18 protein-coding genes and 1 pseudogene are annotated in these 19,872 nt (G+C 70.5%); all 19 read left to right on the top strand.

The genetic code is table 11. The features are described 5' to 3' along the window. Positions 1-7 precede the first annotated feature (7 nt). The 19 genes and pseudogenes from flhA (at position 8) to ABE487_RS07155 (ending at position 19,822) form a co-directional block, all read left to right on the top strand. Positions 8-2,077 carry a flagellar biosynthesis protein FlhA gene (flhA, locus tag ABE487_RS07245; RefSeq protein WP_346442627.1) on the top strand — a complete coding sequence of 690 codons (2,070 nt, stop codon included), beginning with the start codon at positions 8-10 and terminating at the stop codon, positions 2,075-2,077. A 170-nt stretch (positions 2,078-2,247) separates the two neighbouring features. Next, positions 2,248-3,783, top strand: a complete 1,536-nt coding sequence (gene flhF, locus ABE487_RS07240; RefSeq protein WP_346451897.1) for a flagellar biosynthesis protein FlhF — start codon at positions 2,248-2,250, stop codon at positions 3,781-3,783. Next, complete coding sequence (locus ABE487_RS07235) at positions 3,770-4,621, top strand: MinD/ParA family protein (protein WP_346442602.1); 852 nt, start codon at positions 3,770-3,772, stop codon at positions 4,619-4,621. Before flhF ends, ABE487_RS07235 begins: the two co-directional genes overlap by 14 nt. Then, complete coding sequence (locus ABE487_RS07230) at positions 4,618-5,373, top strand: RNA polymerase sigma factor FliA (protein WP_346442604.1); 756 nt, start codon at positions 4,618-4,620, stop codon at positions 5,371-5,373. Before ABE487_RS07235 ends, ABE487_RS07230 begins: the two co-directional genes overlap by 4 nt. Positions 5,374-5,395: 22 nt before the next feature. Next, positions 5,396-5,788 (top strand): chemotaxis response regulator CheY, encoded by a 393-nt coding sequence (cheY, locus tag ABE487_RS07225; protein WP_346442606.1) that lies wholly within the window; start codon positions 5,396-5,398, stop codon positions 5,786-5,788. Then, a complete protein-coding gene (locus ABE487_RS07220; protein WP_346442608.1) occupies positions 5,785-6,402 on the top strand; it encodes a protein phosphatase CheZ in 618 nt (205 codons plus the stop codon). The genes cheY and ABE487_RS07220 overlap by 4 nt, the downstream gene beginning before the upstream one ends. Before the next feature lie 3 nt (positions 6,403-6,405). Then, positions 6,406-8,382: a chemotaxis protein CheA gene (locus ABE487_RS07215; protein ID WP_346442609.1), complete on the top strand. Its 1,977-nt coding sequence runs from the start codon at positions 6,406-6,408 to the stop codon at positions 8,380-8,382. Between the two features lie 49 nt (positions 8,383-8,431). Next, positions 8,432-9,172 carry a flagellar motor protein gene (locus ABE487_RS07210; RefSeq protein ID WP_183426873.1) on the top strand — a complete coding sequence of 247 codons (741 nt, stop codon included), beginning with the start codon at positions 8,432-8,434 and terminating at the stop codon, positions 9,170-9,172. A 10-nt stretch (positions 9,173-9,182) separates the two neighbouring features. Next, a complete protein-coding gene (gene motD / locus ABE487_RS07205) occupies positions 9,183-10,145 on the top strand; it encodes a flagellar motor protein MotD (protein WP_346451899.1) in 963 nt (320 codons plus the stop codon). Then, a complete protein-coding gene (locus ABE487_RS07200) occupies positions 10,145-10,924 on the top strand; it encodes a ParA family protein (protein WP_346442614.1) in 780 nt (259 codons plus the stop codon). The genes motD and ABE487_RS07200 overlap by 1 nt, the downstream gene beginning before the upstream one ends. Before the next feature lie 215 nt (positions 10,925-11,139). Beyond that, positions 11,140-11,688, top strand: a pseudogene (locus ABE487_RS07195) (chemotaxis protein CheW); the annotation flags it as partial. Positions 11,689-11,868: 180 nt separating this feature from the next. Further along, positions 11,869-12,186, top strand: coding sequence for an STAS domain-containing protein (locus ABE487_RS07190; protein ID WP_346444843.1), 318 nt, complete (start codon positions 11,869-11,871; stop codon positions 12,184-12,186). Then, the gene (locus tag ABE487_RS07185; RefSeq protein ID WP_346444845.1) at positions 12,183-12,548 is read left to right on the top strand and encodes a response regulator; all 366 of its coding nucleotides are present in this window, start codon (positions 12,183-12,185) and stop codon (positions 12,546-12,548) included. The genes ABE487_RS07190 and ABE487_RS07185 overlap by 4 nt, the downstream gene beginning before the upstream one ends. A gap of 34 nt (positions 12,549-12,582) precedes the next feature. Continuing rightward, entirely contained in the window at positions 12,583-14,595 is a 2,013-nt protein-coding gene (locus tag ABE487_RS07180; RefSeq protein WP_346452810.1) for a chemotaxis protein CheA, read from the top strand. A gap of 233 nt (positions 14,596-14,828) precedes the next feature. Next, a complete protein-coding gene (locus tag ABE487_RS07175) occupies positions 14,829-15,692 on the top strand; it encodes an MCP four helix bundle domain-containing protein (RefSeq protein WP_346452877.1) in 864 nt (287 codons plus the stop codon). Next, complete coding sequence (locus tag ABE487_RS07170) at positions 15,692-16,327, top strand: flagellar regulator YcgR PilZN domain-containing protein (RefSeq protein ID WP_346452876.1); 636 nt, start codon at positions 15,692-15,694, stop codon at positions 16,325-16,327. The genes ABE487_RS07175 and ABE487_RS07170 overlap by 1 nt, the downstream gene beginning before the upstream one ends. Before the next feature lie 93 nt (positions 16,328-16,420). Beyond that, complete coding sequence (locus ABE487_RS07165; RefSeq protein WP_346445835.1) at positions 16,421-16,888, top strand: chemotaxis protein CheW; 468 nt, start codon at positions 16,421-16,423, stop codon at positions 16,886-16,888. Positions 16,889-17,002: 114 nt separating this feature from the next. Next, the gene (locus ABE487_RS07160) at positions 17,003-17,389 is read left to right on the top strand and encodes a hypothetical protein (RefSeq protein WP_346445834.1); all 387 of its coding nucleotides are present in this window, start codon (positions 17,003-17,005) and stop codon (positions 17,387-17,389) included. A gap of 69 nt (positions 17,390-17,458) precedes the next feature. Continuing rightward, complete coding sequence (locus ABE487_RS07155; protein WP_346452875.1) at positions 17,459-19,822, top strand: methyl-accepting chemotaxis protein; 2,364 nt, start codon at positions 17,459-17,461, stop codon at positions 19,820-19,822. The last annotated feature ends 50 nt before the right edge of the window (positions 19,823-19,872 follow it).

Raw genomic sequence — 19,872 nt, 5'->3', positions numbered from 1 at the left:
CGCGGTGATGCAGTCCGGTCCCAAGCGCCTGTTCGACATGCTGCGTCACGGGCTGGGCGCGCCGCTGCTGGTGCTGGCATTGCTGGCGATGGTGGTGGTGCCGTTGCCGCCATTCGCGCTCGACGTGCTCTTCAGCTTCAACATCGCGATTTCGTTGGTCGTGCTGCTGGCGGTCGTCTACGTCCAGCGCCCGCTGGACTTCAGCATCTTCCCGATCGTGCTGTTGATGACCACGATGCTGCGCCTGGCATTGAACGTGGCCTCCACGCGCGTGATCCTGCTGCACGGCCAGAACGGCCCGGGGGCGGCCGGCAACGTGATCGAATCGTTCGGCGAGTTCGTCGTCGGCGGCAACTTCGCGGTCGGCATCGTCGCGTTCGCGATCCTGACGATCATCAACTTCATGGTCATCACCAAGGGGGCGGGCCGGGTTTCGGAAGTCACCGCGCGCTTCATCCTCGATGCGATGCCCGGCAAGCAGATGGCGATCGACGCCGACCTCAATGCCGGCCTGCTGACGCGCGAGGACGCCAAGGCCCGACGCGAAGAAGTCCGGCAGGAGGCCGACTTCTACGGCGCAATGGACGGCGCCAGCAAGTTCATCCGCGGCGATGCGATCGCCGGCATCCTGATTCTGTTCGTGACGATCATCGGCGGCCTGGCGATCGGCATGCTCCAGCACGGCATGCCGTTCGGCGATGCGGCGGCGACCTACACCCTGCTGTCGATCGGCGACGGCCTGGTGTCGCAGTTGCCGTCGCTGCTGGTGTCCTCGGCGGTCGCGCTGCTGGTCACCCGCGCCTCGCGTGCGCAGGACATGGGCGGCGCGGTGACCGGCCAGGTGTTCGGCCAGTACCGGGCGCTGGCGATCGCGGCGGTCATTCTGCTGGTGGTCGGGTTGGTGCCGGGCATGCCCAACCTCGCTTTCCTGACCCTGGCTGCGCTGGTCGGCTATGGCGCCTGGACGATGCGCAAGCGCAGCCTGGCGGCCGAGCGTGCTGCGGCAGCGCCGGACGCCGCGCTGCCCGCGCCCGAACAGGCCGCCAATGCCGAGCTGGGCTGGGACGACCTGCGCCCGGTCGATCCGCTCGGCCTGGAAGTCGGTTATCGCCTCATCCCGCTGGTCGACAAGGCCCAGGGCGGCGAACTGATGGCGCGGATCAAGGCCGTGCGTCGCAAGCTCACGCAGGACATCGGCTTTCTGATTCCGCCGGTGCACATCCGCGACAACCTCGAACTGTCGCCCACCGCCTATCGGCTGCTGGTCCACGGCGTGCCGGTGGCGACCGCCGAGGTGCATCCCGACCGCCTGCTGGCGCTCGACCCGGGCGGCGCGCTGCAACCGATCGAGGGCATTCCGGGCAAGGACCCGGCGTTCGGGCTCGACGCGCTGTGGATCCTGCCGATCCAGCGCGCCCAGGCCGAGGCCTCGGGCTACACCGTGGTCGATCCAGCGACCGTGGTCGCGACCCACCTCTCGCATCTGGTCCGCGAACAGGCACCCGAATTGCTCGGGCACGAGGAAGTCCAGCAGTTGCTGGCCACCCTGGCGCGCAGCGCACCCAAGCTCGCCGAGGACCTCACGCCCAAGGCGCTGCCGCTGGCGGTGGTGGTGCGGGTGCTGCAGAACCTGCTCGTCGAGCGCATTCCGGTGCGGCAGTTACGCCGCATCGCCGAGGCGCTGGTCGAGCATGCCGCGCACACCCAGGACCCCGGCCAGCTGACGGCCGCGGTCCGCAACGCGCTGGGCCGCTTCATCGTCCAGGAGATCGCCGGCCCGGCGCCCGAGTTGCCGGTCTACACGCTGGCACCGGCGCTGGAACGCGTCTTGCAGGATTCCGCGCAAGGGACCGGGGCCGCGCTGGAGCCGGGCCTGGCCGAACGCCTGCAGCAGAGCCTGGCCGACTGCGCCGGCCAGCAGGAGGCCAGGAACGAGCCGGCGGTGGTGCTGGTCCCCGGCCAGGTCCGCGCCGCGCTCGCGCGCCTGGTCCGGCACAGCGTCCCGACCCTGTCGGTGCTGGCCTACACCGAAGTCCCCGAAGACAAGCGGCTCAAGTTGCTGGGGACGATCAGTTGAAGCGCGGGACTTGGTTGTAGGGACTGGGGCATCGTCAACGCGGTGCCCCGCCACGGAGAACGCACGATGCACACACGACAGCCCAGCGCCCCCCAAGGCCGCCCCGAGCGAAGCGATCCCTTCGCCTGCGCCAGGCCGCATGCCCCCTTCTCCATTTCCGGCCCCCGCCCATGAACATCCGCCGTTTCGTCGCCGCCGACATGCGCAGCGCCTTGCAGATGGTGCGGGCCGCGCACGGACCCGACGCCGTGATCCTGTCCAATCGCCGCACCGACGAGGGTGTGGAGATCGTGGCGGCCAGCAACTACGACGAGAGTGTGGTCCAGCGCGCCCTCGATGAGGCGCAGCGGCGCGAGGCACCGACGGCTCCGCCGCCGACCGAGCCGCCGCAACCGCAGGCGGCCCAGACCCGGAACGACTCGCCCGCCGAACGCTGGCTGCGTGCGCTGGCGCCGAGCGAGGCGGCGGCATCGCCGCAGGCGGTGCCCAGCACGCCCCCCGCCGCCCCACCCTCCGCGCCAATTGCCGAGGCCTTGCAGGCCGAGGTCGCGGACGCCGGCGCCGGATTTCCGTCGTTTGCCGAACTGCTCGGACGCCGTCGAGTGCCCGCAACGAGAGTGGAGGCAGAAGACGACGGGATTCCGTCGCAGCCCCCCGTTATGCCGACCACGCCCTCGCCGGAGGTGGCCGTGCCTATCGCACACACCGCGATGCCGAGCGCCCCGCCGCCCGCACTTGTCGCCGTGCCCGCGCCGCCGGCGCCGGCCAGCGACGGCGAGCTGGCGCAGATGCGCGAAGAACTGGTGCAGATGCGACAGATGATCGAGCGCGAGATGGCGCGCCTGACCGACGAGCGCCTGCGCGGGTCCCCGGCCCGCGGCCAGGTCATGGAGCTGATGGACGACTACGGCTTCGATGCCGGCATCACCCGCGACATCGCCCTCCAGGTGCCGGCCGACACCCCGGCCCACCGCGTCCGTGGTCTGATGCTGGCCTTGCTGTCCAAGCGCCTGCCGATCTGTCCGATCGACCCGCTGGAGGAGGCTGGCGTCATCGCACTGGTCGGCCCGACCGGCGCCGGCAAGACCACGACCATCGCCAAGCTCGCCGCGCGCTACGTCGCCCGCCACCAGGCCCGCGATGTCGCACTGGTGACCACCGACACGGTGCGCGTGGGCGGCCGCGAACAGCTGCACAGCTACGGCCGGCAGCTCGGCATCGCGGTCCACGAAGCCGACAGCGAGACCGGCCTGGTCCAGCTGCTGCAGCGCCTGCGCGACTACCGTCTAGTGCTGGTCGACACCGCCGGGTTGAGCCAACGCGACCGCGCCCTGGCCGGCCAGCTGCACTGGCTGCGCGCCGCCCGCCAGATCCGCACCCTGCTGGTGCTGCCGGCCAACACCCATTTCGCCGACCTCGACGAGGTCGTCCGCCGCTTCGAGGGCGCCCGCCCGCAGGGCGCGGTGCTGACCAAGCTCGACGAGACCGGGCGCCTGGGCAGCGTGCTGTCGGTCGCCGTCGACCACGCCCTGCCGCTGACCTGGATCGCCGACGGCCAGCGCATTCCCGACGATCTGCATCGCGCCAATGCCGCCCATCTCGCATTGCGGCTTGAAGATCTCCGCCGCGATGCCGATAAGCCGATTGTCCCCACGCACGATCTCCACGACCCCGACGCCCAGAAGCCCCACCATGCCGTCGCCTGACCTGCCCGCTCCCGCCCCGTTTGCGCCCGTCCGCACCCTCGCCGTCACCGGCGGCAAGGGCGGCGTGGGCAAGACCAACGTGTCGGCCAACCTCGCTATTGCACTGGCCGGCATGGGCCAGCGCACGATGCTGCTCGACGCCGACCTGGGCCTAGCCAATCTCGATGTGCTGCTGGGTCTGTCGCCCCGCTTCACGCTGGCCGATCTCGTCGCCGGGCGCTGCACGCTCGACGAGGCGATCATCGAGGGCCCGGCGGGCGTGCTGATCGTGCCCGCCGCCTCCGGCCGCCGGCACATGGCCGAACTGCGCCCGATCGAGCACGCCGGGCTGGTCAACGTCTTCAATGACCTGCAGCGCGAGCTCGATGTGCTGGTGATCGATACCGCTGCCGGTATTACCGATTCGGTGCTGACCTTCTGCCAGGCCGCGCAGGATGCGGTGGTCGTGGTCTGCGACGAACCGGCCTCGCTCACCGACGCCTATGCGCTGATCAAGGTGCTCGCGCGCGAGCGCGGCCTGGACCGGGTCCAGGTCGTGGCCAACATGGTGCGCAGCCCGCAGGAAGGCCGCGCGCTGTACGACAAGCTGGTGCGCGTGTGCGAGCGGTTCATCGGCGACGTCTCGCTGAACTACCTGGGCGCGGTGCCGCAATGCGAATGGCTGCGCGCCGCAGTCCAGCGCCAGCAGGCGGTGGTGCGCGCCTACCCGGGCAGCCCGTCGTCGCAGGCGCTGGTGGACATCGCACGTCGCGTCGCGCGCTGGCAGGCGCCGACCGCGCCGCGCGGCCACGTCGAGTTCTTCGTCGATCGCCTGCTGCGCCAGGGAGCGGCGGCATGAACGCCGCTGCCCGCCAGTACCAGGCCGTCCAGCGCACCAGCGCACCGGACCCGGTCGTGGTGCACGCCGAACTGGTCCGCCGCATCGCCCATCACATCGCCGCCCGGCTGCCCGCCAGCGTGGAGATCGACGATCTGATCCAGGCCGGCATGATCGGGCTGCTCGAGGCCTCGCGCAGCTACGACGCCGAACAGGGCGCCTCGTTCGAGACCTATGCCTCGATCCGCATCCGCGGCGCGATGATCGACGAGATCCGCCGCGGCGATTGGGTGCCCCGCTCGGTCCATCGCCGCGCCCGCGAGGCCGCTGCCGCGATCCGCGAGATCGAGCAGGCCAGCGGCCGCGCTGCCAGCGCGCAGGAGGTGGCGGCCAAGCTGCAGATGCCGCTCGCCGACTACCAACGCCTGCTCGAAGATGCCGCCCGCGGCCAGGTATTGAGCCTGGACTCGCACGTCGAGGACCACGGTGAGGTCGAGCCGGCCAACCGCGACGGCGGACCGACGCCGCAGGAGCAACTGGTGCGCAGCGAGTTCGGCCGGGAACTGGCCGCGGCGATCAAACTGTTGCCCGAGCGCGAGCAACTGGTGCTGTCGCTGTACTACGAACAGGAACTCAACCTCAAGGAAATCGGCGCGGTGCTTGGCGTGAGCGAATCGCGCGTGTGCCAGATCCACGGCCAGGCCGTGGTGCGCCTGCGCGGCCGCCTGTCCGCCTTCGAACTTGCAGATACCGGCATCGGCAACGCCGACTGATGCCCCTCCCGTGGAGCCCGCTTTGAACAAGAACATCCGTATCCTCGTGGTCGACGACTTCTCGACGATGCGCCGCATCGTCAAGAACCTGTTGTCGGACCTGGGCTTCAACAACACCGTCGAAGCCGAGGACGGCAACAGCGCGATGGCCGTGCTGCGCCAGGATGCGGTCGACCTGGTCATCACCGACTGGAACATGCCCGGCATGACCGGCATCGAATTGCTGCGCACGATCCGCGCCGACCCCAAGTTCCGCGCATTGCCGGTGATGATGGTCACCGCCGAGGCCAAGCGCGAGCAGATCATCGAGGCCGCGCAGAGCGGCGTGAACGGCTACATCATCAAGCCGTTCACCGCGCAGACGCTGTCGGAGAAGCTGGGCAAGATCTTCGAGCGCCTGGGGAGCGCGGCGTGACCGCGACCGCCGCGGCGACCACCGACCGCAGCCAGCTCGCCGGGCTGCTGCACGACGCACTCGAAGCGCTCGAACGCGGCGACGAGGCCGGCTGGCGCCGCCAGGTCGACGCGCTCGCCGCCGCCCGCGCACGCACCCTCGTCGACGGCCTGGGGCGGTTGGCGCGCGAACTGGCGCAGGCGCTCGACACCCTACCGGCCGCGCCCGCGCAGGGAGGGCTGGATGATGCCTGCGCTCGTCTCGACCACGTGGTGACGATGACCGAGCAGGCCACGCACCGCACGCTCGATTTGATCGACGACAGCCGCGCGCACGTCGCCCAGTTGCGCGCCGGCACGCTCGACGCTGCGCAGACCGCGACCATCGACGCGCTGCGCGAGAACCTGCGTGAGATGGCATTGGCGCAAAGCCACCAGGACCTGGGCGGGCAGATCATTCGGCGCGTGGCCGGCATCGTACGCGGTGTGCACGAGGGCTTGGGCGCACTTGGGCTGCCGCCCGCCGACGGCGAGCAGGACCGCCTGCGAGCCGCCGGCCCGGCGGTCGCTGGGCTCGACAGCGGCACCGTCGGCCAGGACGACGCCGACGACCTGCTCTCGCGCCTGGGACTGTGAGCGATGCAGTTCTCGCCCGACATCGCCGCCGATTTCGTGCTCGAAGCGCGCGAGCTGCTCGTCGATCTGGGCGGGCAACTGGTCGAGCTGGAGCAGACGCCTGACGACCGCGAACAGCTCAACGCGGTCTTCCGGGCCTTCCACACCCTCAAGGGCGGCGCCGGCTTCCTCGGTGCGACCGCGCTGGTGGAGCTGTGCCATGCCGCGGAGGAAACGCTGGGTGCCGCACGCTCGGGCGCAGCGACCCTGCTGCCGCGGCACTTCGACGCCGCGCAGCAGTCGCTCGACTGGCTGCAGGCGATGGTGGATGCGGTCGAGAGCGGCGACGACGTGCCGCACGCGCCGCCCGAGCTGATCGCCGGTTTCGCGCTCGACACCGCCGCACCCGCGGCGCCCGCCCCGGCCGCCCGCGTGGCCCCGACCGCCGCCGCGCCGGCCACGGCGGGCAGCGGGATGATCGACGACGACGAGTTCGAGGCGCTGCTCGACCAGTTGCACGGCAGCGCCGCGCCTGGCGCATCGGCGTCCGCACCCGCGCCAGGCCCGAACGACCCGATCGACGACGCTGAGTTCGAAGCGCTGCTCGATCAGTTGCACGGCAAGGCCGCCCCGGGCGCTGCGCCGGTCGCCGCCGCACCGGCCGCGGGCGGCGACATCATCGACGACGACGAATTCGAAGCGCTGCTCGACCAGTTGCATGGCGCGCACGCGCCCGGTGCGGCGCCAGCCCCCGCAGCCGCCGCGGTGGCGGCACCGCCCCCTGCCGCCGCGCCTGCACCGCGCGCCGCGCCGCCGGCGCCGGCCAAGCCGGGCACCACGCAGGCACCCGCCGAACGCGAGCAGACCGTCCGCGTCGACACCCGCCGGCTCGACGCGATCGTCGATCTGGTCGGCGAACTGGTGCTGGCCCGCAACCGCCTCAAGACCTTGCGCGCGCGCCTGCGCGACGAGGATCTCGACCGCGCGGTCGCCACCCTCGACAACGCCACCGCACGCCTGCAGGGCGCGGTCATGCGCACGCGCATGCAACCGGTCGGCAAGGTGTTCTCGCGGTTTCCGAAGGTCGCCCGCGATGTCGCCCGCGCGCTCGACAAGGAAGTGGACCTGGAGCTGGTCGGCGCCGACACCGAGCTCGACCGCAACCTCGTCGAGGCGCTGGCCGACCCGCTGATCCACCTGGTCCGCAACGCGATCGACCATGGCGTGGAGACGCCCGAGCTGCGCGAGGCGACCGGCAAGCCGCGCGCCGGCAAGGTCCGGCTGATCGCCCAGCAGCAGGGCGATTACGTCGGCATCGAGGTCCAGGACGACGGTGCCGGCATCGACCCCGAGCGCCTGCGCGCCAAGGCCCGCGAAAAAGGCCTGATCGACGCCGAGTCGGCCGCGCGCCTCAACGCCGAGGAATGCCTGCACCTGATCTTCCTGGCCGGCCTGTCGACCCGCGCCGAGGTCAGCGACATCTCCGGCCGCGGCGTCGGCATGGACGTGGTGCAGTCGCGGATCCGCGAGCTCGGCGGGCAGATCCAGGTGCAGTCCGAACTCGGTCGCGGCAGCCGCTTCACGCTGCGGGTGCCGCTGACGCTGGCGATCCTGCCGACGCTGCTGGTGCACGCGGCCGGCGACGCCTACGCCCTGCCGCTGGCCCGTGTGCAGGAGGTACTGCATGCACCGGCGCGCACGGTCAACTGGTTCGATGGCCGCGCCGCACTCGACCGTCGCTCGCACACGCTCTCGCTGCTCGATCTGCGGCACTGGCTCGACCGGCCTGCGCTGGAAGCCGCCTTGCTGACCATCGTGGTGTTGCAGCGGGGCGACAGTCGCTTCGGCCTGGTCGTCGACGAAGTGCGCGGGCGCGAAGAGGTGGTCATCAAGCCGCTGCCGCGCGCGTTGCGCGGCCTGCCTGGCTACGCCGGTGCGACGCTGATCGGCGATGGACGGCTCGCGCTGATCCTCGACGTGGACGCGCTGCGCGGCCCCTGACCCCCCGCGCGCCGCTCAAGTCGCCGCGGCCGGCGCCGATATCGCGATCATGGACCTTTTCAGCGTCGTCGGACTCGTGCTCGCCCTTGCCGCCCTGGTGGGCGGCAGCATCCTCAAGGGTGCCGGGCTCGGCGCGCTGTGGTCGCCGGCCGCGTTCGTGATCGTGATCGTCGGCACGCTGGCCTCGATCCTGCTGCACACACCGCCGAGCGTGTTCAAGCGTGCGATGCGGATCCTGCGCTGGACGATCCGTCCACCCACCGCCGACCGCGGCGCGCTGATCGCGCAACTGCTCGAATGGAGCAACGTCTCGCGCAAGCAGGGGCTGCTGGGCCTGGAGGCCTATGTCGAGTCGCAGAGCGACCCGTTCCTGCGCAAGGGGCTGCAGATGCTGGTGGACGGCGTCGAACCGGAAGCCATCCGGCACATGCTCGAGATCGAGCTGCACGGCGAGGAACAGCAGGACCTGGCCGCGGCGAAGGTGTTCGAGAGCATGGGCATCTACGCGCCCACGCTCGGCATCGTCGGCGCGGTGCTGGGGCTGATCGCGGTGATGAAGAACCTCGCCGACCCGTCCAAGCTCGGCCACGGCATCGCCGCCGCTTTCACCGCCACCATCTACGGCATCGCCTCGGCCAACCTGTTCTTCCTACCGGTCGCCTCCAAACTCAAGAGCGTGATCGGCCGCCGCAGCGGCGAGCGCGAGCTGGCGATCGAGGGTCTGATCGCGATCGCCCAGGGCGAGAATCCGCGCAACATCGAGGCCCGTCTGGCCGGCTTCCTGCACTGAGCCGGCGACGATGGCACGACGCGTCCACCACGAGGAACACGCCAACCACGAGGCCTGGGCGATCCCCTACGCCGACCTGATGACGCTGCTGCTGGCGTTCTTCGTGGTCATGTATGCGGTGTCCTCGCTCAACGAGGGCAAGTACCGGGTAATGGCCAGTTCGCTGGCGAATGCCTTCAGCGGCACGCCGCGGACGATCGACCCGATCCAGGTCGGCGACAACGTCTACCGCGATGCCAGCCTCAAGGCCCCGGTGCCGATTCCCGGCGGTGCGCGGCGCGGACCGGGCAGCGCCTCGCCGGTGCTCGATTCACCACTGCAGCCGATGCTCGAATCGAAGATGCGCAGCGACCGCATCGACGACGGCGCCGACCGCGCGGCACGTGCGGCCTCGCGCCAGCAACTGGCGCGCATCGCGCTGCAGCTCGAGGACGCACTGTCGGAGATGGTGCATGCGCGGCTGATCACCGTGCGCCGCGCGGATCTTTGGCTGGAGGTGGAGATCAACAGCGACATCCTGTTCCCCAGCGGCTCGGCGACGCTCGACTTCGGCGCGCAATCCCTGCTCGGCCGGCTGGCCGCGGTGCTGCGCGGGCTGCCCAATCCGATCCGGATCGAGGGCTACACCGACGACCGTCCGATCCGCACCGCGCAGTTTCCGTCGAACTGGGAGCTGTCGGCCGCACGCGCGGCCAGCGTGGTGCACCTGTTCGTGCGCGAGGGCCTGGCGCCCGAGCGGCTGGTGATGGTCGGCTACGGCGAACAGCGCCCCAAGGCCGACAACACCAGTGAGGCCGGCCGCAACGCCAATCGGCGCGTGGTGCTGATGGTGCTGGCCGAGCCGGAGTCGACCCAGGGCCAGCCGATCGGCGGCCCGGCGCCTGCGCAGCCGATTGCGATCGATGCCATCCCCGCGGTCGCCGCCGACCACGCTCCCGATTCCCTGCCCCCCCATCCCCGAGGAGAGACCTGATGCGCGTCTGGGCGATCGCCAACCAGAAAGGCGGCGTCGGCAAGACCACGACCACCCTGGCCCTCGGCCGCGCGATGGTCGCGCGCGGACTGCGCGTGCTGCTGGTCGATCTCGACCCGCATGCCTCGCTCACCCGCGCGTTCGGCATCCCGACCGACCCCCCGCCTGCCGGCGTGGCCGACCTGTTCGCCACCCCGCCCTCGAGCCTGGCTTCGCTGATGCGCGCCTCGCCGACCGAGGGCCTGGACTACGTCTGCGCGCAGACCGCGCTGGCAACGCTCGAACGCCGCAGCGCGACCCAGCCGGGCCTGGGCCTGGCGCTGTCGCAGGCGATCACCCGGCACACCGGCGGCCACGATGCGATCCTGCTCGACTGCCCGCCGACGCTCGGCCTGTTGATGGTCAACGCCCTGGCGGCGGCCGACCGGGTGATCGTGCCCACGCAATGCGAACCGTTGGCGCTCTACGGCCTGGCCGGCATGGTGCGCACGGCCGAGATGGTCGAACGCTCCCGGCAACGCCCGCTGCCGGTCTCGGTGGTGCCGACCATGTACGACCGCCGCACCCGCATCGGACGCGAGACCCTGGCGCAGTTGCAGGACGAGTACGCGGGCAAGATCTGGGACGAGGCGGTGCCGGTCGACACCCAGCTCAGCAACGCCGACGCACTCGCCCAGCAGGTGGTCAACGGCCATCCGCCGGGCCGCGCATTCTCGGCCTACGGCCGCGCGCTCGACTGGCTGCTGGCCGAAGACCAGGCGCTGGAGCACGCAGCATGAACGCCGCCGAGGTCGTCGACGACTACCTCGGCGTGCTGCTGTCGGCCGCGCCGGCCCCGGCGGCCTCCGCGGCAGCGCCCGTGCCCGCTGCGCCGAGCCCGACGCCGGCGCAGACGCCAGTACTGCCGCCCCCACCGGCGCCCCCCGCAGCGCGGCCACGTCCAGCAGTGCCTGCGCCGGCAGCGCGCGCGCAGCCGGCAGCCGCCGCAACGACCGCCCCCGCCCCCGCCCCCGCCCCAGCCCCAGCCCCAGCCCCAGCCCCGCCGCGCGTCGCGAGCGCAGCGGCCCGCGCCGACCTCCCAGCGCCACGACGCAGCAGCGAGCGCCAGGCCCGTTGGCTGCGGCTGCGCTGCGGCGGCCAGGTCTACGGCCTGGAGCTGCTGAAGATCCGCGAGGTCGTGCTGCCGGCCCCGCTGCTGCCGGTGCGCGGCGCCTCGCCGTGCCTGGCCGGGTTGATGAACCTGCGCGGCCAGGTCGTGCCGGTGATCGACCTGGGCCTGCAACTGGGCGACGCGGCGGTCGAGGACACGCCGGCGACGCGGATCGTCGTGCTCGAGGAGCACGGCGACACGCTCGGCCTGCGCGTGTCCACGGTCGAGGACGTGGCCGTGGTGTCCGATGCTCAGATCGAAGGCGCGCACACCTCCCGCCTCGCCCCGGTCGGCGATCACCGCATCCGCGGCATTGCGCGGCTCGGCGGCGCGGTCATGCTGCTGCTCGACGCCTCCCGACTGCTGTCGATGCCGCTCTACACCGCCCGCTGAGCCTCGCGTTCCGCCATCGAGACGCGCCTGAAACGCTTCGCTTCGGATGGAGAGCAGCCCGCCGGCCGGAAGCCGTCCGAAGTAGACGCTTCCCGTTACCGCATGCGAAAAGGCATCGCGCTAAAGCTCGCCCCATCGCTGCCGCTAACCCGTCGTAACCCCCTACTTTGCGGAGACGCGATGACCACCGTGGACCTGGGCGAGGATCTCGGCATCGAGACCAGCGCCGCCCTCAAGGCACGGCTCGAGCCCCACCTGGCCCAGGACCAGGACGTGCTGCTGGACGGCGCCCAAGTGCGACGCGTGCACACCGCCGGCCTGCAGGTGCTGTGCGCGTTCTTCGCCAGCCGCAACGCCGCGGGCCGGCGCACCGCACTGCGCGACAGCAGCGCCGCGCTGCTCGACGCCATCCGGCTGCTGGGAATCGGCCACTCGCTGGGACTGCCCGGCACCCCCCGTCACAATTCAAACGCAAGCACAGTGGAGAACGCCGCATGAGCGCACGCATTCTGGTAGTGGACGATTCGGCCTCGATGCGCCAGATGGTCTCCTTCGCCCTGACCTCGGCCGGCTTCTCGGTCGAAGAAGCCGAAGATGGCCAGGTCGCTCTGGGACGCGCGCAGGGCCAGCGGTTCAACGCCGTGGTGACCGACGTCAACATGCCCAACATGGACGGCATCGCCCTGATCCGCGCCCTGCGCGGCCTGCCCGACTACAAGTTCGTGCCGATGCTGATGCTCACCACCGAGTCGGCCACCGACAAGAAGGCCGAAGGCAAGGCCGCCGGTGCGACCGGCTGGCTGGTCAAGCCGTTCAACCCCGACCAGCTCGTCGCCACCGTCCAGAAAGTCCTGGGCTGACGCCCGCCTTCCGCCTCGAAATCCAGGTCAGCCCATGAACATGGACATGCAGCGCTTTCACGCCACGTTCTTCGAAGAAAGCCGGGAAGGCCTGGAGGCGATGGAAGCCGGGCTGCTGCAACTCGAGCAGGGCGACCAGGACCCGGAGCTGGTGAACTCGATCTTCCGCGCGGCGCACTCGATCAAGGGCGGCGCCGCGACGTTCGGATTCGACGCCGTCGCCGCCCTCACCCACGTGCTCGAAACGCTGCTCGACGAACTGCGCGCCGGCAAGCGCAGCGTCGATGCCGCGGCGACCGACGCGATGCTGGCCTCGGTCGATGTGCTGCGCGCCCTGCTGGCCGAAGCCGAGACCGGCCAGCCCGCCGACCCGGCCGCCGCGGTCGCCGTGCAGGCCCGACTCGAGGCCGTGCTGTCGGGCGCCGCGGCGCCGGCGCCGGTCGCGGCCACCGCATCGGCCACGCCCGCGGTCGAGCCCACCGCCGCGCCGACCGGCTGGCAGATCGGGTTCACGCCTGCGCCGTCGATGTTCATGAGCGGCAACGACCCGTTGCGCATCATCCGCGAGCTCGACCAGTTGGCGCCGCTCGACGTCGCCTGCCGGATGGAACGCCTGCCCGGCTTCGGCCAACTCGATCCGCTCGAAGCGTATCTGGCCTGGGACCTGGGCCTGATCGGCGCGGTGCCGCGCAGCGCCGTCGACGACGTGTTCGCCTGGGTCGAGGACGACTGCACGCTCGACATCCGCCCGATGGCGGCCGCCGCTGCCGCGACGCCCGTGGCGCCCACCTCCGCGCCCGGCCCGGACCCGACGCCCACCACCCCGGCGGGTTCGAGCGCCACCGGCACGGCTGCCCCGGCCGCGAGCGCCCACGAGCCCGAGAGCTCGATCCGGGTCAGCACCGACAAGATCGACGGCCTGATCAACCTGGTCGGCGAACTGGTGATCACCCAGGCCATGCTCAAGCAGGTGTCCGCCGCCCTCGACCCGGCGTTGAGCGAACGCCTGTTCGCCGGGCTCGACCTGCTCGAACGCAACACCCGCGACCTGCAGGAAGCGGTCATCGGCGTGCGCATGCTGCCGGTCGATGCGGTGTTCCGGCGCTTCCCGCGCCTGGTGCGCGACCTGTCCACGCGGCTGGGCAAGCAGGTGCGCCTGCGCACCCTGGGCGAAGGCACCGAGCTCGACAAGGGCCTGATTGAGAAGATCGCCGACCCCCTGGTGCACCTGGTTCGCAACGCGATCGACCACGGTCTGGAGCTGCCCGACGCGCGCCGCGCCGCCGGCAAGGACGAGGCCGGCACGATCACGCTTGCCGCCTCGCACCAGGGCGGCCATATCGTCATCGAGGTCGCCGACGACGGCCGCGGTCTGGACCGCGAACGGATCCTGACCAAGGCCGCCGAGCGCGGCCTGGCCGTGCCCGAGTCACCGACCGACGCGCAGGTCTGGGACCTGATCTTCCAGGCCGGCTTCTCGACTGCCGATGCGGTGACCGACCTGTCGGGGCGCGGCGTCGGCATGGACGTGGTCCGGCGCAACATCCAGGCGCTCGGCGGCGAGGTCCAGCTCGAGAGCCGCACCGGTCACGGCACACGGGTGGTGATCCGCCTGCCGCTGACCCTCGCCATCCTCGACGGCATGAGCGTGGCCGTCGGCGAGGAGACCCTGATCCTGCCGCTGACCTACGTGATCGAAGCGCTGCAGCCGCAGGCCGAGGACATCCGCAGCCTCGCTGGCGAGGGCCGCGTCCTGCGCGTGCGCGGCGAGTACCTGCCGCTGGTCTCGCTCAACACGCACTATCGCTACGGCCAGCCGCAAGGCGCCGATCCGCTGGTGGTCGTGGTCGAGGGCGACGGCCAGAAGCTGGCGCTCGAGGTCGACGAACTGATCGGCCAGCAGCAGGTCGTGGTCAAGAACCTGGAAAACAACTATCGCCGTGTCGATGGCATCTCCGGTGCCACGATCCTCGGCGATGGCCGGGTCGCGCTGATCGTCGATGTCGGCGGACTGGCCCGGTCGCTGCGCCTGCCGCAGGCGGCCTGACGCCAGCGCATCTGCGGCCCGCATCCGCTGCGCGAACAGCGCCCGCCCCACCGCACTTCACATCATGTGCACATTCATTTCCGCGACGTGAATCACACCTGCAGCACTTGCAGAAAATAGTGGTTTCGCCCGTCAAGTCGCTCTGTTTCCGGCCGCTAGTCGTGACGCGAAGGACGCGCTCCAGGTGATGACCAACACCTGCCCGCGTCCTTTGTCGTATCCGGAGATCTCCAATGAGATGGTTGAACAACCTGTCGATCGCCCGAAAACTGGCGGTCGCTTTCACTGTGATCGTGCTGTTGTCGGCGGGACTGGGGGCCTTCGCCCTGAGCCGGCTGGGCGGCATCAATGCCGAACTGCAGAAGGTCAGCCTCGATGACATGCCGGCCGTGCAGTACCTGGGCGAGATCCGTTCGCAACTGGGCGAGTACCGGATGTACGAACTGGCGCAGCTTGGGCGCCTCGACGACCTCGAGGCCGTGCGCGACTACGATCAACGCCTGGCCGGAATCGAGCAGATCATCGCCGAGCAGCGCGGGCTGTACGAAGGCCTGCCGCTTGTCGACGAGGAGCGTCGGATGTACGGCGAGATGACCGCACGACTGGCGGCCTACTTCGAGGCCCGTCGCGAAATCGAGCAGGCGCTGGCCGCTGGCGACGGCGCGGCCGCGCAGGCGGTGTCGGATGCGAAGTCGCGGCCGCTGCGCCGCGACCTGTTCGAGTCGATGGCCGCGCTGGCCCAGTTCAACGACCGGCGTCTGACCGACGACATCGCCCAGGCCAATGCGGTGTATCGCAGCAGTCTGCTTGCGATGATCGCCGGCATCGCGGTTCTCGTGCTGCTGGCCGCGGCGATGGCGATCGCGATCTCGCGGACGCTGTCACGATCGGTCGGCAGCGCGGTCAAGGTCGCCAATGACGTGTCGGACGGCCGGCTCGATACGCAGATCGTCGTCGACCGGCACGACGAGGTCGGACAACTGCTCGCCGCGATGCAGCGGATGCAGGGCCAGTTGCGCGCGGTCATCGATGCGCAGCGCGGAATGGCCCGTGCGCACGACGCGGGCGCGATCAGCCATCGCTCAGCGGCAGCCTGATGCCCGGCGACCTGTCCTGCCCGACCGCGCTGCTCGCGGTCGGCGACGACGGCACCCTGGTGCTCGATGCCAGCCGGCAGGACGCGCTCAACCGCAGGATCGCGGCCTGCACCCAGTTCGTCTGCGACACCCGGCTCGACGCCGTCCAGATCCGCTTCCGGCTGTCGACACCACTGCCGGCCCTGCACGAAGGCCGCCAGGCATTCATCGCGCCCTGGCCCCAGGCGCTGCTGCGCCTGCAGCGACGCGACCTGTATCGCGTGGTGCCACCGCTCGATGCCGTCGTGACGCTGCATCCAGGGCATGGCGACGACCTGGCTGGGTCGTCGCACGACGGCCTGCGGGTGCTGGACCTGAGCGGCGGCGGGCTCGCGGTCGCGATGGACGACGGGCAGGATCCGCGCTTTGCGCCCGGGCGCACGCTCGATGGCTGTCTGTTGCGGTTGCCCGATGCGGATCCGATTGCCTTGACCGTCGCCGTTGCACACCGCTTCTGCGAGCAGACCGGGCCGCGGCTGCGCTGGCGGGCCGGCTGCCGCTTCGTGGCGCTGGCGCCGGTCGCGCAGCGGCGGATCCTCCATTACATCTTCCAGATCGAGCGCCAGCGCAATGCCCGGCTGCGCCGCGCGGTGTAGGCCCGGCGCCCTAAAGTTGCCCGCCGCGCGGCCGATGTCGCTCGGGACACCCGAACACGCGCGCGAGCGCGGCATGCCTGCAGGAGCGCATCGATGAGCAGTCCCGACCCCCAGAACGCCGGCGAGTACCTCACCTTCACCCTGGGCGAGGAGCACTACGGCGTCGACATCCTCAAGGTGCAGGAAATCCGCGGCTACGACGCGGTCACCCGCCTGCCCGATGCCCCGGACTACATCAAGGGGGTGATCAACCTGCGCGGCACGATCGTGCCGGTGATCGACCTGCGCCTGAAGCTGCGCCTGGCGCAGGCGCGCTATGACAGCTTCACGGTGATGATCGTGCTCAATGTCGACGACCGCGTCGTGGGCATCGTCGTCGACGGCGTGTCGGACGTGGTGCCGCTGTCGGCCGAGCAGATCCGGCCCACGCCCGAGTTTGGCGCGGCGATCGACACCCGTTGCATCTCCGGCATCGGCACCTTCGACGACCGCATGCTGATCCTGCTCGACATCGAAACCCTGCTCGACAGCGCCGAACTGGCGGTCCCGCAGGCAGCGTGATCCGGATTTGCGACGTTCATCACACAGCTTTCACTCAAGGCCCGGCCGTACACGGCCGATAGAGGCGGGCACGGGCGCATTCGCGCCTGCCGTCCATCGATCAAGGAGCAGACCATGACCATCCACTGCAAGACGTCTTCCCTGCTGGCCGCGTTGCTGCTGGCCGGTGGCGCCTCGACCGCCTTCGCCCAGGAGGCCATCCGTCCCGAGCAGGCCGTGCGCTTCGTCGGCAAGAGCGGCATGGTTTGCGGCAAGGTCGAGAAGACCCGCTTCGCCGAAAACACCGAGGGCCAGCCGACGTTTCTGTACATGGGCGGCGCGTTCCCGCGCCACACCTTCTCGGCACGTATTCCCAGCGATCAGCGCGACCGCTTCCGTCCCTCACCCGAGGAACTGGAAGGGCGCGATGTCTGCGTCATGGGCACCATCCAGCGCGACGCCAGCCGCGCCGAGATCGCCGTCAGCTCGCCCAGCGACATCAAGCTCGCCACCATCAAATAAGCCCCGCGCCCGGATCGCAGACCGCATCCGGGCCGTTTTTCCATCCGGCCGCCTACGGGGGATTGCCGCATGCACTGGTTCTCGAATCTCAAGCTCGCACCGAAACTGATGCTGGCATTCGGCGTCGTCCTGGTCCTGATGATCGCCCAGGGCGCGGGCGGCTTCGTCGGCCTGCGCGCACTCAACAGCGTCACCGACCACCTGGCCGACAACACGCTGCCGACGTTGACCACGGTCGGCGAAACGCGCGCCCTGCTCGGCGAGTACCGCGCGGCCTCGTACCTGGGCCTGGTGCGCGCCAGCGAGCAGGTCAAGCGCGATGCCCGCGAACGCACCGCGGCAATGGAAAAGCAGATCGAGGCGAACATGGCGTCGTACGCGCCGCTGATCGTCTCTCCGGAAGAGCGCAAGCTCTACGACGGCTTCGTGACTGCCTGGACCGACGCCAAGGCCTCGTACCACGAGGTCAACGAGCTGATCGAACTCGACCTGCCCGACGACGCCACCGACACCTTCATCGGCCGCACCCGCGATCTGCACATGGCCGCCGGCAACGCGCTGCAGGCGCTGCAGAGCGAGGCCGACCGCCAGGCTACCGAGGCCCGCGAGGAGGCCCAGGCGGTGCAGGCCGGCTCGAGCATCCTGATGGCGGTCATGCTGCTGGCCGGGATCACCGGCGGCATGGTCATCGCTTGGCTGATGGCGCGCAATCTCACCGCTGCCACCCGCTCAGCGGTCGGGTTCGCCAACGACGTGGCCAGCGGCAAGCTCGACACCCGCATCGACGCCAGCCGCCGTGACGAGATCGGCGACCTGCTCAAGGCCATGCAGCGCATGCAGCACGACTTGCGCGAGCGGATCGAGCGCGACCAGAAGATCGCCAACGAGAACCTGCGCATCCGCACCGCCCTCGACAGCGCCTCGACCGGGATGATCGTCACCGACGAGAAGTTCGACATCCTCTATGTCAATCCCGCGCTGCAGACGGTGATGGGCGACAACGCCGAGGCCATCGCCGCCGAGCTGCCGCACTTCGATCCGGCCAAGCCGCTGATCGGCGCCTCGCTGGCGACGTTCGAACTGGACGGCAAGCCGGACCAGCGAGTGCTCGCCAGTCTCAAGGAACAGGGCATCGCGCATCGCGAAATGCACTACCAGGACGCCTGCATCGCGCAGATCATCTCGCCGATCCGCGACGAGCAAGGCCGCGACATCGGTCTGATCGCCGAGTGGCGCGATCGCACCGGAGAAGTCCGGGTCGAGGCCGAAGTCGCGCGCATCGTGTCCGCAGCCGCGGCCGGCGATCTCGACCATCGCGTCGCGCTGGAGGGCAAGCACGGCTTCATCCTGCAGCTGGCGCAACAGCTCAACAGTCTGCTCGACGCCAATGCGGTCAGCCTGGCGCAGGTCTCGCATGTGCTCAATGCGCTCGCTTCGGGCGACCTGACCGCGCGCATGGACGGCGACTTCCACGGCGTGTTCGCCCGCATGCGCGATGACGCCAATGCCACCGTCGCCCAGCTCACCGCGATCGTCGCCCGCATCCAGGACGCCTCGGCCGCGATCGGCACCGCTTCGACCGAGATCGCCTCGGGCAACGACGACCTCTCGCGCCGCACCGAGCAGCAGGCGGCCAACCTGGAAGAAACCGCCGCCTCGATGGAGGAACTCACCTCCACCGTGCGCCAGAACGCCGACCACGCCCGCCAGGCCAACCAGCTCGCCCAGGGCGCGGCCACCGTCGCCTCCCAGGGCGGCGAAGTCGTCGGCCAGGTCGTCTCCACAATGGCCGACATCGAGGCCTCGTCGCGCAAGATCGCCGACATCATCTCGGTCATCGACGGCATTGCGTTCCAGACCAATATCCTCGCGCTCAACGCCGCGGTCGAGGCCGCGCGTGCCGGCGAACAGGGCCGCGGTTTCGCAGTCGTCGCCTCCGAGGTCCGTACCCTGGCCCAGCGCAGCGCCAATGCCGCCAAGGAGATCAAGGGCTTGATCGACGACTCCACCGGCAAGGTCGCCAGCGGCGCCGCGCTCGCAGGCCAGGCCGGTCGGACCATGGCCGAGATGGTCGCATCCGTGCAGCGCGTGACCGACATCATGGCCGAGATCTCCGCCGCCTCGCAGGAACAGGCCGCCGGCATCGAGCAGGTCAACCAGACCATCGTGCAGATGGACGAGACCACCCAGCAGAACGCCGCGCTGGTCGAGGAAGCCTCGGCCGCCGCGCGTGCGATGGAGGAACAGGCGACAGGCCTGGCCGACGCGATCTCGATGCTGCGGATCGAAGGACAGGCCGTGGCCGCACCCGCGGTGCAGGCGACGCGGTCCTCCCCGCCGTCGCCCCGCAAGCCGGCACCGGCCGCGCCGCGTCCGGCGACACGCGCCCCCGCCGCGCCCGCCCTGGCCGAGGCCGACTGGGCGGAGTTCTGATCGACGCCGCCGACACGTGACACCCACAAGGCCCGGCCCTGCGCCGGGCC

This window comes from Luteimonas sp. TWI596 (assembly GCF_039674105.1).
In the GTDB taxonomy this organism is placed as follows: Bacteria; Pseudomonadota; Gammaproteobacteria; order Xanthomonadales; family Xanthomonadaceae; genus Luteimonas.
This window is presented reverse-complemented; position numbering and strand designations above follow the sequence as displayed.